Source organism: Achromobacter sp. UBA4530, from assembly GCF_002388205.1.
GTDB classification, from domain to species: Bacteria; Pseudomonadota; Gammaproteobacteria; order Burkholderiales; family Burkholderiaceae_B; genus Achromobacter; species Achromobacter animicus.
In genome coordinates this window covers 1-13,417 of the sequence record NZ_DGMA01000025.1, presented here as the reverse complement: position 1 = coordinate 13,417, position 13,417 = coordinate 1, and the positions used below count along the sequence as shown (strand labels likewise).

Genomic DNA, 13,417 nt, shown 5'->3' with positions numbered 1-13,417 from the left:
TATGAACAATCTGCAGAAAATGCCATTCCGCCCTGCCCAGGCGGGCTACGCCGCAGAATTCGGTGACGGGACGTTGCGTGTAACCCTGGATGGCGGAGCGTCACGTTACCGGGCAAGAATTTCGGGTAACTCGGATACGGTGACCGCGACCTGGGTGTTGAGGGGAGAGCAGTACTCGGCATTTATGGGCTTCGTACGCAACCAGCGGCGTAGCGGGTCGGTCTCCTTTCTGATCGACCTTCCGCTTCAGTCGCATGAGTCGGTTGAGTATGAAGCCGCGTTTGTTCCACGGACAGTCCGCCTGGTCTCCAAAACGGCTGCGGTTTTCACGGTGGCGGCGTCGCTCGAGGTCTTCTCGAAGCAGGAGTTCGACGACGCGGATCTCGACTATTGGGCATCGCTCGTAATGATGCTGGCCATCTATGGAAGCATCCCAGCAGCGCGAGAAATCTTGAACCTGCTGGCGAAACTGGTGAATGAGGATCTGCCCCATGCCTGATCAATCTCAAGACTACATTGACTTCTTTTTCGGGGCTCCACAGAGCGCTGCCGAGTTGCAGACCTTGGAGATTAGCCAGCCGAGCTTTTCTCAAGTGTGGAGACTGCAGTCGCACTATCGAGAGGGTTTTTGGGCCCGACTTGAAACCGGCGAGCAGGCATTTTTTCAGTATGTGCCCATGAGGTTGAGACCGCTGGAGGAGCGCGCGAATCTCGATTTCGGATTGACGGTGACGTTGGGCGATCTGGGAGAAATTCTGCCTGATGAAATCCAGCGTGCGCGATCCGCGGGGACGTTGCGAACGAATCCTCCGACCGTCAAGTATCGAGCGTACCGCACGGATAATCTGGAAGAACCCATGTTTGGACCTGTGTCCCTTCAGGCACGGCAGATTGCCAGAAGCGAAGACGGCGCGAAGTTCAGCGCCACCGCGCCTGAAGTGAATGCCAACAAGACCGGCGTTCTTTATCGGACAGATGTCTATCCAATGCTACAGGGGTTCCTGTGAGTATCGATCATCTGCTGGACAAGGAATACGACCGCAAGGCTTACAACTGCCTTCATTACGCCGCAGACTGCTGGGAGTTTTTGACGGGAGACGGGCGGCTCGGATTGGTGAGGGAGTCTGAAGTCGCCAGCCAGGGATTGGTAGGCCTGTTTCGAGGGATGCGAAAGCACCGGGACGCCACCGTGGGGCCTTCGCTCGCCCTCATGGAAACCCTTCAAGGCGAACTGCATATTGCGGTGTGTCTGAGACGTCGCCTGTTGCATATCAATGAAGCCGGCTGTCATTTCCTTCCGGTCGAGGCATATAAATCGATCTACCGAAACATGAGATTCTATTCATGATCGTCGTTCATCTGTTCCGCTCTCCGGATGCGGAAAAGCAGACGTTCTATGTGAACGATCTGCTCTCGTTCCTCGTGTCGCACCTTGGCCCCAGGTTTCCAGCCGGAAGCCGAATTACGGATATGGCAACCGGGCGGCACGTAACGCCGAAGTCGGCGGGAGACGTGGCCGCCCTGCGCGCGTTACCTGGCCCATTCGTAGTTGAAGTGAGTCCGGGCGAAGTCGGCTTCTGGACAGCCCTGGCAGTGGCCCTGGCCACCTCCACCGCGTCCATGATCCTGGCATCGATATTCGCGCAGGAGCCGCCCAATGCCACCGCTCGAAACGTTCAGCAGGAATCGCCAAACAATGGACTGTCAGAGCGCACAAACTCCGTTCGCGTCAACGGCCGAGTGCCTGACATTTACGGGCAGGTTCGATCCACTCCGGATCTTCTCGCGCCTCCGTACAAGGTGTTCGAGAACCATGTGGAGAAAGAGGTCGCGTATATGTGCGTGGGGCGTGGCGCCTACGAGGTGCATGATGTTCGCGATGACACGACCGCAATCTCAGAGATTGCAGGATCTTCTGTTGAGGTATACGCTCCGTTCACTTCTCCGAATAGCGGTTCCGCGCCACAGCTGCGCATTGGAAACGCCATCAACCTACCCGTGATCACGGCCAAACGGGTCAACAGCGTAAACGGTCAGGTTTTGCAGCCCCAAGATGTTGGCAGCGTCATCCGCCGAGGCATGGTGTTCCGTTCGCCTAACGAGATCGTGTCGCAGGATGCCAACGTCGACTTCGGGGATATCTTCCTGCCGGGCGATACGATCCAGGTCTCCGGGGCGGCACAGACACAGGGAACCTTTTCCTACACGCCGGCAGGTGGTGCGTCTTTTGCTTCTGAAAATTCACCTTCACCGCAATGGGGCGTGGTGGCCTTCTCGGGTGACGGATCCGCTTCGTGGTCTGCGGGGCAAATTCTCACATTGTCGAATGGGTACGTCACTTGGACGGCGTCCACAGGGGGGGACGCGGACCTTCCCTACACGGCATCTAGCAACGTTACTGGAGTCTACGGAGTTCTCGACGCTTCTTATGACCCCGTCTCTGACGTGACGCAGATTCGATTGGATGTAACTCAGAACTCCTCCGCCTGGAGGGCGTTCAGGAATGCCTCTACGGAAGTCACCGGCTTCCCAGTTCTAACACGGCCTTCCGACATCGTTCAGTTCGATCTATCGGGCCAGTACGTGGTCACAACGGTTACTGCGGGTCTGCTCACGCTAGACAATCCTTCTGCGGTTAACCCCGGCTGGGCTACCTTGCAGAACGACTACGGTGGTCAGTCTATTGTCCTCAACCCGACGATAACGACGACTGGCGTACGCTGGGTTGGTTGGTTCGCAGTCGAGTCGATAAAGCCGATCACCCGAATCATAAGCAACGTCGTCGCGCTGAACGGGCTGTACAAGGACAATGGCCGCCAGCAGTACCGCCAGGATGTCACTTATCGAATTGAGGCTCAACGCATTGACAGTGCGGGAAATCCGACGGGGGCTGTGGAAGCCTTTGAAAGGACGATTGTTGGATCAGCGGTATCTCGTTCAACGCGAGCTGACACGTTGGACGCTGTTTTGAGCGGAGCCGCGAGCAATCGGTGGCGGTTTCGCGCCAGGCGTTTGACGAACTCGGACACGGGATTTGAGGGTTCGGTGGTGGACGAGATAAAGTGGCGCGACTTGTACGTATGCAATTCGGTGGACCAAGCGCACTTCGGTGATGTGACCACTGTCCAGTCCGTTACGTTCGCAACAGATGGGGCGTTGGCGATCAAGGAGCGCAAGCTAAATCTGCTTGTGACGCGGAAGCTTCCCCAGCGGGTATCGGGTTCGACATTCACGGCTGAGCTGTACCCGACAACGAACGTCGCGGACATCCTTTCGTCGATTTGCTTGGACCCGCAGATCGGCAACCGACCGGCGGCGGAAATTGACTTCGACAATTTCTACCAGACGCGGGACGATATCGTCAGCTACTTCGGCGTCGATATCGCCCAGTTTAACTACACGATAGACAGCGACAACCTGTCTTTCGAAGAATCGATCTCTATGATTGCTGAGGCGGTCTACTGCCGGGCATATCGTCGCGGCAGCGTGATTCGACTGTTCTTCGAACGGCAGACCGACGATTCGGCCATTCTGTTTAATCACCGGAACAAGCTGCCGGGATCAGAGCAGCGCACCGAGGGTAACGCGGCTGAGAATGATGGGATCGAGTATCAGTGGATCAATCCAGCCAACGATGCAGCAGAGACAATCTATCTTCCGGCCGATCGTTCAGCCGTAAACGCGAGGCGTATCGAGTCGGTCGGCGTTCGGATCGAGGCACAAGCAAAGATTCACGCCTATCGAGAGTGGAACAAAATGCAGTACCAAGACCTGGTCGCCGAGTTCGACGCGCTGCCTGAGGCAAACCTGCTGACGGTGAGCGAACGCATCCTCTGCGCGGACAACACGCGGGCCGGGAGCCAGGACGGTGAGGTGGTCGCAGTTGATGGTGGTAACCCTCGGTTGATCACTCTGTCGCAGCCGTTCGACTGGACAGTTGGTGGGCCGTTCCGAATCTTTCTTCAGAGCAGTGATGGTCTGGTCGAGTCGATGCCTGTGCAATCGGGTGGGAGCTCTCGGCTGGCGCTCCTGTCCAGCACGCCGCGGACGCCCATCATTCTGCGGGGAGATGGCTACAACCCGACGGGATACATCCTTGGTCAGGGAATCAGCCCCCGTCAGGCGCAGCCTTTCCTCGTGACCGAGAAGGGGGTTCCAAATGATGACGGCACGATTCCCCTGACAGCGATTAACTACGATGCCAGGTACTACCAGAACGACCTGGACTTCCACCCGTAAAATTGCCTTAACCATAGCCCCGCCAAGTGCGGGGCCTTTTTTTGAGAGTCTCAAAATGGCCGGATTCATTACTGCGCAACAGCTTGAGAATGCCTCTGCCGATGCCAGGACGCTTGAGAAGTTCGACAACGATCCTGTCGGAGTGGCGAACATCAACAGGGTTGGGAACGATGTCGAAAACTTGATGACGTTGAGGCAACGGATGCTGGATGCGGCTTCGGACGCTGCCAATCGCAGGTCGTATCCGACCCTCGCCGCCATGCAGGCCGACACGTCTCAGCCCGTCGGTACCCCAGGGCGTGTTGAGACCGGCACAGGATCTGGCGACTATGTCATGACCACCAGCGGCTGGGTTTGGTCCGACGTGCAGCCGGCATCGAGTGCGCGGCTCGCGGCGACGGAAGCCTCGGTGGCCGATGTGACGTTCCGAACGTCAGGTGTCTCGGCGCGAGCCAAGAGTCGAAACATCCTGGATTTGAATGCTGGTATCACTGGATCTCGGGTCAACACCAGCACTGGCGGCTTGATGACGAATGCCGCTTATTGGACTAGCGCGTACATCAGCATTTCCCCATCCGCGCAATACAAGTCATCGTATGGCAGCTCCTACGCGATGTATGACGAGAATCTCGCGTTCATTGCAGGTGGCAGCGTTTCGTCTGGCACGAACACCTTTTCCACCGCGGCCAACGCGGCGTTCGTGCGACTTGATTACGCGCTGTCTTCTTTGTCGACGCAGATGCTCGCGCTCGCGGCGGAGTATCCCGCATCATTCGATCCATTTGTTGAGGAGACTGCGATTGAGAATATGGCCTATGACACAGCGTTGATCATTGGAAAAATGGAGCGCGGCCCGAAGTTGACGCCGCAGGCTGCGGGGTTCTTCACAAGTCGAAGCGTCAACTTGCTCAATCCGGCGACCAATACGCCGGGAAAGCGGATCAACTCGGCAAATGGGGCGCTGCTGGATTATGCATTGGGGTCGGCAAGCGACTTTATCCCGGTGTTGCCCGGGGTGACGTACACCCGTCGGGGTTCGAACTATTACGCTGAGTATGACGCGGAGTTCTATTTCGTTCGGGGGCAGACGAGCGGATCACCTTCGACGTTTACCACTGCGGCCAATACTCGTTATGTTCGGGTCACAATTTCGGACGCGGAAGCGCCAACGTACATGCTCGTGCAGGGTGCCGCCTTGCCTGCCGATTATTCGCCCTTTGACCCTTCTATGTGGCTGAGCGGCGTGAAAGTAGACTCCACCGGGGACCGGATCGATGAAGGGCGAGCGGATTTTCTGAGCAGAATATCCCCCAACTTGCTTGATGCGAGCCAGTTGGTTCCCGGGAAACGCGTTAATCAAGCAAATGGCGCCTTGTTGGATTACCCCAACAATAGCGCGAGCGGATACATCTCCGTTGAGGGTGGCGCAGACTACTCCTTCACGGAGGCGAATTACTACGCGGAGTACGACGAGAATCATGTCTTCGTGTATGGCGCGCAGCTCGCGGGTGTTTTCAGCATCACGACGCAGCCAACAACGCGCTACGTCCGGATGACCATACGCGATGTTGTTCGGGATCGGTTCATGTTCGTTGCAGGACCTGCCGTTCCCAATGTCTACACACCCTATAACAGCTGGGCTTTCACGCCGAATATCGTTCAGGGTGCGCGATGGGTTGGAAAAAAGTGGAATGTGTTCGGAGATAGCGTTGTTCAGGACCAGCTGTCCTGGTGGCGGGCGGTTTCTCAGCAGCTCGCCTTTGGCACCGCACGAGGCTATGGGGTCGGCGGTACCGCATTTGCCTATCGTGACGCTCCGGAAGGTGTTCCCAACCCCGAGCTCTGGACAGAGCAGTACTTCGCCAACAGGGTGCTGATGATGGACGATGACGCCGATCTGATCACCATTCATGGGGGCAACAACGATTTCCGGCAGGTTCCGCTGGGTCAGATGGGCGATGCGGCGAATAACACCTTTTACGGCGCCGTCCGGCTCACGTGTGAACGGTTGGCTGAAAAGTACCCCGACCGATTCGTAGGCTTCATGACGCCACTGCCGCATCGGAATATGCACCTCACTGATGCGGATGGTAAGAGCTGGTGGGACTTTGTTGACGCGATCCTGGAGACGTGCGCGCGCTACTCGTTTCCAGTGCTTGATATGTCCAGGGGCACGCAGTTGCGCTTCTATAGTGCAGCGTCTCGTCTCGCTTTCTCCCGGCAGACCGTCGATTACCCAAACGGCGATGGCATCCATCCCAACGCCCTTGGCTACGCAACGCTTGAAGCCATGACGCGGAAATGGTTGCTGCGACTCTGATGGCCCGCCTTGGCGGGCTTTTTTTTCGTTCATAGGGGACGCGATTGAACATCCAAGACTTCGACGCCTTCGCGGCAAAGTTTGCCGGCGTGCTTGGCGCCGCAGTATCGATGCGATACCTGCAGGGGTCGTGGCCGGCGCGCCTCAGCATGGCCGTCAGCGGCTCGATGGTGGCCTATTACGCGGCGCCGTACCTGTCGCTCATGCTGGGCATTCCTGAAGGGCTGGCCGGCTTTCTGACCGGCATGTTCGGAATGGCCATCGTCTCGCGCGCTTGGGAGGCCGTGCAGGCGGCGCCCGTCAGCGCGTTGTGGCAAGCCGTGATAGACCGCGTGCGCGGCAAAGGGGCGTGACATGGACAGCACCATCATTCTCACGCTCTGGGCGGTCCTGGCGTTCGTCTGCTGGCTGGTGGTGGCCGGCGGCGCGGCACTCGCAGTCTTCGCGCGCGGCATCAAGGACACGACGCTGGAGCGTATCGGGCTGTCGGCCATCTGCCTGACAGCTACCGGCGCAGCCTGCCGCGTTGTCGTGGCTGGCTGGGCCAGCGCCGGCGATGCCGCGCTGGCGGCCTCTGCTGCCTTCTACGTGGCCGCCGTGACGGCCAAGCACATCAGGAGCCCCAAGCAATGAATCAGTTTCAGCTTTCACAGCGCAGCCTGACGCGCTTGATCGGAGTGCATCCCGATCTGGTGGCGGTCGTGCATTTGGCGATCCAGCGCACGCGGGTGGACTTCACCGTGATCGAGGGCGTGCGCACGGTCGCTCAGCAGCGTGAATATGTGGCGCGCGGCAGCAGCAAGACAATGGCCAGTTTTCACCTGCCGCAAGCCGATGGTCTGGGTCATGCGGTTGACCTGGCGCCGCTGGTGGCCGGCGCGATTCCGTGGAACGACTGGCAGGCATTTGCCGATCTGGCCGCGGTGGTCAAGGCTTGCGCTGCCAAACTGGGCGTCCCGGTGGAGTGGGGCGGCGATTGGAAGTCGTTCAAGGACGGCCCGCACTTCCAAATCCCGCGCGACTGGAAGGGGCGAGCATGATGGCCGCCGGTGGAAAGCTAGTAGGCATTCTGGCTGGGTGGAAAGGCCATGTCGCGGCAGCGGTGGCAGGGGCAGGTGCCGCCTGGTGCGTGCTTGCTGCGGTTCACGGCCAAGCACTGGCCGAACTGCGATTGAAGCAGACCGCGGACGATTTGGCAGTCGCGCGCGGCTCGATCGAGCAGACCAATCGAGACTTGCAGGCGATGGCTCAGAACGCTCGTGCTGCAGCGGCGATCGGCCCCGAACTCACCGCGTCGATCGGCGCACTTTCCAAGGCTTTGAAAAATGCGAATCCTCTGCCAGCTGGTTGTCGTCCTGATGCTGACCGGGTGCGGAACCTCACAGACGCGGTACGTGCCACGCGCGGTGCCGCCGCTCGATAGCGGCCTCGCAGCGCCGTGTCAGGAAATTCCCGATCCTCCCCAACACCCCGCCTCCTATGACGAATGGCAGGTCTGGCTGCAAGATGTGGTGCTTGTGGCGTATGGGGTGTGCGCCGCTCGCCATCGCTCAACTGTCGAAGCTTGGCCGAAGGATTAAGTGAGACAACAAAAAGCCGGTGGCGTCGCGGACGGGCCACCGGCTCAGGGCGCTACTTACTACGGCTCAATACAATCTGGAATCGCACGCCAATGAGACGGACGTGCGCCCAAAACTTGAACTTAAAGACCGAAATTTTTCGGCCCCGAGGATCAAGATCCATAGGCTTTCCCTTGCAAGATAGGCCTTGGTGGGAACTCGACGCCGTTTGACAGCGGGTAGGTGACCCGAATACGATCACATTGTGTTTAGCTATCTAACCACGCCTAGATGCACGAACCGCAGCCTGTTAGCGCGTGCATTTTGGTCGGCCCCAGATCCGTTGCCGCGGCTCTGGGGCTTTTCTTTGTACTGTTGTATTCACAGGTAGCATTTTATCAAGGTAGTTTGCGGGCTTATCCACAGCTCTGTAAAAAATGACCTTCGCGCCGCCGAATCTGAGCAAGCATAATCAAAAAAAACGCTTAGTTATCAATGTGTTGGGCTTCGCTGTTATGTTACAAACAAAATTTGTATCGTCGCGGCTGAGGTTGCGAGACTAACAATCGAACGCCAGAAGCGCGCCTAGCACGATTTTTAATTCGTGTCTGCTATTGTGCTGTCGATAGAGCAAAATGTTGAATAACTTGGCGAAAAATGCGGCGGAGGGTATTAATCGTTGTTTTCGCCACACATCGCGACTAATTTTCTTGCCATTGCATCCACCACCCTTGGTAATAGCGTCGCCCGTCAATCTCCTCGAAGCCGCAGACCATCATTCCTCGATCCGAGCAAAAGGTCAGCAGCTCGGGTTCAAGCAGGTCGGGTATCGGCCCCTTCGCTGTCGCGCCAAACTTGGCCAGGCCGTCCATTGTCATGACGCGCACCTGACGGCGCATGTCTTCGCGGGTGATCGAGTACATCCGCACCGTGCCGGTCACGGCTGGCGCGGGGTCGTTGTCCCTGCGCTTCTGGCCGAGATAGTGGGTACGGACAACTGAGCAAAGCATGATCTGCAGAAAAATACTGTTTAAATGTACAGTATAATGCGCCGTTGTCGGGAGTGGTACGCCAGGCGTGAGGCGATGCTCCGCTGGCCAGACAGCGAAGATTTCCGCATGTGTGGAGGCCTGGGCTGAGTAACTTGGCCAGGTCAGATGTCGGCTTCGATACACCCTAGCGTTGCTTGTAGTGCTGTATTAAAGTACAGTCTCAAGGTTTGTACGTTGGCTGTTACATTTACGGAGGCAACCATGGGCGTAACTGCTTTGCAGGCAGCCAAGCATGCGTGCGAAGCGTCCGGATGGACGCTGACAAATTTGCAGCTGCAAAAAATCCTTTACCTTGCCCACATGATCTATGTCGGGCGTCACGATAATTCTATGGTGACGGACGAGGCATTTGAGGCTTGGAACTATGGTCCAGTGCTGCCGTCGGTCTATCACACGGTGTCCGCGTTCGGCGCTGGCCCGATCAAAAACATCTTTCGATCTGTGCCTCCGCTCGAGGAAGGGGAAATTGCATCCCTGATCGAGGATACGGTTGACCGATTTGCGCCTATGCCACCCTTCAAGTTGGTCGAATTGACTCACGATGACAAGAGTGCGTGGAGCCGTCATTACTCCTCGGACCAGAAGGGCGTTCAGATCCCGAAGTCTTCCATAAGGGAAGAGTACCGAAATCGTTTCGGAAGGGGCAATTAGGCGATGAGTGGTAGCGAGATTGATCAGCTATCTCAATCGGTATCCGGAAATCAGGCGCCGCCTTCTTCGAATGATGGTCCGGCTCGGGCCTCGGCCGATCTGGAGCGTGAGCTTCAGTACGAGAAGGAAGCCCGGAGAGAGGAGCGGTTCATCTTCCTCATCTTTATCGTGGCACTTCTTGACGCCTTTTTGTTTATGAACATGGAAAGCTGGACGGGGCCGGTCGTGATTGGCCTCATCCAGCTGATCGGCTTCACTGTTTATGCAAGGCGTGCGGGCGTTGACGAGGTGGTCCAGCTAATGGACAAGCTTCTTGCGCCGTTCAAGCGTGACAAAACCTAGCTCATCAATAGGCGGCGCGAGACAACATCTCAGCTGAAGCGCTGGGCCTATCGGCTAGGAGGTGCCCATGCGGCTGGAAACATCAAAAAGATGTCAGGACGTGGCGCGCAGCGTGGCCACTGCATTGCGGGCTGCCGCTGGGGCCTCCACCTCTGCGCCCCGACATGCCGCCAGGTGGTCGGCCCAAAGGCACAGAGCCTCGCGCCGCTCTTTCCAATAGCTGTACTGGTCGTAGATTCCTTCTACTCCCGCGAGCTTGTGGTTCAGACACATTTCCGAGATGTCCCTGCCGACGCCTAGCGCGCGCATGTGGGACTTCGCCGTAGAGCGTAGATCGTGGGGAGTGAAACGGCGGACGTCGGGCTTGTGATTCTGTATCCAGTAGTCGATTGCACCCCATACCCCGTCCTTGCCGATCGGCGCGTCACCGCCGTGTTTCTTGAGCCTTTTGACCGACCTCGCCGGGACGATATATCTGGAAGTTAGGGCGAGGCTGTCCAGCTCGCGGAACCATTCGATTACGGATGGCGCCAGAGGGATGTCCATGGCGGGGCCCGTCTTGGACGCCGGGATGTGCCAGAGGCCGGCCCCTAGGCGCTTGACCGTGTGCTGGTCGATGCGCACGTGCTCGCGCAGCGTGGTGCTGAACTCGGAAACGCGCACGCACGTCGCCGCGATGATCCAGACGCTCAGCTGATTCTGGCGGTTCATGCCATCAGCGCGCATCACGACGGCCAGCTCCTCGTCGGTCAGCATTAGGCGCACCTTAGCCTTGGGCCGCTTGCCGATCAGTGATTCCAGGCTGATGCCCATGGCGGGGTTGACCTGAATGATGTGCTGCCCGGCGGCATGCTTGAACAGCTCGCGGGTGACGATGTACAGCGCCTCCGTCTCGCGCCAGCCCGTGGCGGTGGCGAACCCGTCCTTCGTCTTGCGAATGAGGTCTATGACCTCGCCAGGCACGAGGGCATCCACCGCGCGGCCGCGCCAGGCCTTTTCGATCCGGCGCAACTGGCGCTCGTACAGCTTCTGGCTGTTGGGCGCCAGGTGGCGCAGCACTTTGGCGCGGTAGTCGTCGACCAGCCAGTCGATGGTCTTGGCGGCGCGGGCTTTCTGCTTGGCATCGCGCTTCTCTGCCGCGGGGTCCTTGCCGGCGTCTATCATGGCGCGCAGTCGACTGGCCTCCTTGCGCGCTTCGGCCAGGCTGATATCCGGGTAGTTGCCGATGGTGGCCTCGGCACGCCGGCCGGGCATTCGGTAGCGCAGCACCCAGGCCGCGGTGCCCGCCTTGGAAAGGGTGAACGTCAGGCCGCCGCCGTCGGACTTGGCCAGGGGCGCGCCGGCGCGAATCCAGCTCTTGATCTGGACGTCGGTCAGCAGGCCCTGCAATACGCGCTTGGTCGCCATGGTTCCCTCGGTTTTGGGTAGCTGGGCGGTTTGGCTACCCACCTAGCTACCCATTATTTGTGAGCTGGGAGGATAACGCCTGAGAACTCAAGAAATAAAGCCGCAAGGATTTATGCGGCTTTCAGAGGGGCGGTGATAGGTGGTGAGAAGTCCAGAACATCAGACCAAGATTATGTCGTACTTCTCCTGCGAGTACGTCGCTTCCACTTCCAGCGACACCCGCTTGCCCACGAAGTCACCCAGCATCGCCAGGTGCTGGCTTTCCTCTTCCAGAAAAAGGTCGACCACTTCCTGCGAAGCCAGAATGCGAAACTCCTTCGGGTTGAACTGCCGCGCTTCTCGCAGAATCTCCCGCAGGATTTCGTAGCAGACCGTGCGCGGCGTGCGCACATTGCCGCGCGACTCGCACATGGGGCAGGGCTCACAAAGCTGATGCGCCAGCGAATCGCGCGTGCGCTTGCGCGTCATTTCAACCAGGCCCAGTTGCGTAAAGCCATTGACGGTCATGCGGGTTCGATCGCGTGACAGCGCCTTCTTCAGTTCCGCCAGCACCGTGTCACGGTGTTCCTGTTCCTCCATGTCAATGAAGTCCAGGATCACGATGCCACCCAGATTCCGCAAACGCAGTTGGCGCGCGATCGCCTGCGCCGCCTCGAGGTTGGTCTTGAAGATCGTGTCATCGAAATTGCGGCCGCCCACAAAGCCACCCGTGTTGACGTCCACCGTCGTCAACGCTTCCGTCTGGTCGATGATCAGATAGCCGCCCGACTTCAAGTCGACCCGGCGCGACAGCGCGCGCGCAATCTCATCGTCCACATTCGCCGTATCGAACAAGGGCCGCTCGCCGCTGTAATGCTGGATGCGGTCCACCACCGACGGCGTGTAGACACGCGCCCATTCCAGCATCGCAGCAGTCGTCGTCCGCGAATCGACCAGAATCGACCCGGTATCGGGCCCGACCATGTCACGCAGCACGCGCTGCGCCAGCGTCAGGTCCTGGTGCAACAGCGCGGGGGCGGGCTGTGTGCGGGCCGACGCCTGCACACTCGTCCATAGCTTGCGGAGATACTCCACGTCCGCCGTCAGCTCAACGTCATTGGCGCCCTCGGCCTGCGTGCGCACGATGAACCCGCCTTTTTCATCAGACGGCATCAACGCTTGCAAACGTTCCCGGAGTTGGATGCGTTCCGACTCCGAATCGATCTTTTGCGAAATCCCGATATGCGGATCGTGCGGCAGGTACACCAGCATCCGCCCCGCCATGCTGATCTGCGTGGAAAGCCGCGCGCCCTTGGTGCCAAGCGGATCCTTGACTACCTGCACCATCAGGGTCTGTCCCTCAAAAATCAGCTTTTCAATCGGCGTGGGCGTCAGCCCTTGGCTGCGTTCGGCGCGATTCTCACGAAGATCCGCAATATGGATGAACGCCGCACGCTCCAGCCCAATGTCGATAAAGGCGCTCTGCATTCCTGGAAGCACCCGGACGACCCGCCCCAGATAAATGTTGCCGACGTGGCCCCGTTGAATGCTTCGTTCGACGTGCAGTTCCTGAACCGAACCTTGTTCCACCAGCGCAACGCGGGTTTCGAACGGGGTGACGTTGATCAGGATGTCTTCGCTCATGGCGATCGCAGGGGGCATAACGGGTCTGTCTCCAATGAGATGCGGCGTACAGGCGAATAGTAAACGTACATGCTAGCCCCGCCATCAGCGGCTGCCGCCCTCTATATATATAGGGAAGACCGTTCGCAAGCCATGCCGCTGTCGACCGAACAGGGCAGATCGGCTGGAAACCTTAGAGGCCAACAACAATTTTGCGACGCCGCCATGACAGCGCAAAATTCTGT

Annotated in this window: 14 protein-coding genes; 11 read left to right on the top strand and 3 right to left on the bottom strand. The window is 58.6% G+C overall.

From position 1 onward, the window contains the following. The first annotated feature begins 1 nt into the window (after position 1). The 9 genes from B2W22_RS16890 to B2W22_RS16850 are packed head-to-tail and all read left to right on the top strand — an operon-like array spanning position 2 to position 7,982. On the top strand, positions 2-499 hold the full coding sequence (locus tag B2W22_RS16890; RefSeq protein ID WP_286938881.1) for a hypothetical protein: 498 nt from the start codon (positions 2-4) through the stop codon (positions 497-499). Then, positions 492-1,007: a DUF1833 family protein gene (locus B2W22_RS16885; protein WP_286938879.1), complete on the top strand. Its 516-nt coding sequence runs from the start codon at positions 492-494 to the stop codon at positions 1,005-1,007. Before B2W22_RS16890 ends, B2W22_RS16885 begins: the two co-directional genes overlap by 8 nt. Continuing rightward, positions 1,004-1,348, top strand: a complete 345-nt coding sequence (locus B2W22_RS16880; RefSeq protein WP_286938878.1) for a hypothetical protein — start codon at positions 1,004-1,006, stop codon at positions 1,346-1,348. Before B2W22_RS16885 ends, B2W22_RS16880 begins: the two co-directional genes overlap by 4 nt. Beyond that, complete coding sequence (locus B2W22_RS16875; RefSeq protein ID WP_286938875.1) at positions 1,345-4,239, top strand: host specificity factor TipJ family phage tail protein; 2,895 nt, start codon at positions 1,345-1,347, stop codon at positions 4,237-4,239. The genes B2W22_RS16880 and B2W22_RS16875 overlap by 4 nt, the downstream gene beginning before the upstream one ends. Before the next feature lie 55 nt (positions 4,240-4,294). Continuing rightward, positions 4,295-6,559 carry an SGNH/GDSL hydrolase family protein gene (locus B2W22_RS16870; protein WP_286938873.1) on the top strand — a complete coding sequence of 755 codons (2,265 nt, stop codon included), beginning with the start codon at positions 4,295-4,297 and terminating at the stop codon, positions 6,557-6,559. A gap of 44 nt (positions 6,560-6,603) precedes the next feature. Continuing rightward, positions 6,604-6,912, top strand: a complete 309-nt coding sequence (locus B2W22_RS16865; protein ID WP_286938872.1) for a hypothetical protein — start codon at positions 6,604-6,606, stop codon at positions 6,910-6,912. A gap of 1 nt (position 6,913) precedes the next feature. Further along, a complete protein-coding gene (locus B2W22_RS16860) occupies positions 6,914-7,192 on the top strand; it encodes a hypothetical protein (protein WP_286938870.1) in 279 nt (92 codons plus the stop codon). Continuing rightward, positions 7,189-7,599 (top strand): M15 family metallopeptidase, encoded by a 411-nt coding sequence (locus tag B2W22_RS16855; protein ID WP_286938868.1) that lies wholly within the window; start codon positions 7,189-7,191, stop codon positions 7,597-7,599. Before B2W22_RS16860 ends, B2W22_RS16855 begins: the two co-directional genes overlap by 4 nt. Further along, positions 7,596-7,982, top strand: a complete 387-nt coding sequence (locus tag B2W22_RS16850; RefSeq protein WP_286938867.1) for a hypothetical protein — start codon at positions 7,596-7,598, stop codon at positions 7,980-7,982. Before B2W22_RS16855 ends, B2W22_RS16850 begins: the two co-directional genes overlap by 4 nt. An 837-nt stretch (positions 7,983-8,819) precedes the next feature. On the opposite strand, the gene B2W22_RS16845 is transcribed toward B2W22_RS16850, so the two are convergent. After that, positions 8,820-9,128 (bottom strand): hypothetical protein, encoded by a 309-nt coding sequence (locus B2W22_RS16845; protein WP_286938865.1) that lies wholly within the window; start codon positions 9,126-9,128, stop codon positions 8,820-8,822. A gap of 243 nt (positions 9,129-9,371) precedes the next feature. Between B2W22_RS16845 and B2W22_RS16840 the strand changes: the two genes are divergently transcribed. Next, complete coding sequence (locus tag B2W22_RS16840; protein ID WP_286938864.1) at positions 9,372-9,821, top strand: Panacea domain-containing protein; 450 nt, start codon at positions 9,372-9,374, stop codon at positions 9,819-9,821. A 3-nt stretch (positions 9,822-9,824) separates the two neighbouring features. Next, positions 9,825-10,163: a hypothetical protein gene (locus tag B2W22_RS16835; RefSeq protein ID WP_286938862.1), complete on the top strand. Its 339-nt coding sequence runs from the start codon at positions 9,825-9,827 to the stop codon at positions 10,161-10,163. Positions 10,164-10,256: 93 nt separating this feature from the next. Here the strand turns inward: B2W22_RS16835 and B2W22_RS16830 are convergent, their stop codons facing one another. Then, a complete protein-coding gene (locus B2W22_RS16830) occupies positions 10,257-11,570 on the bottom strand; it encodes a tyrosine-type recombinase/integrase (RefSeq protein WP_286938860.1) in 1,314 nt (437 codons plus the stop codon). 159 nt (positions 11,571-11,729) lie between these two features. Next, complete coding sequence (gene rng, locus B2W22_RS16825) at positions 11,730-13,193, bottom strand: ribonuclease G (protein ID WP_175125773.1); 1,464 nt, start codon at positions 13,191-13,193, stop codon at positions 11,730-11,732. Positions 13,194-13,417 lie beyond the last annotated feature (224 nt).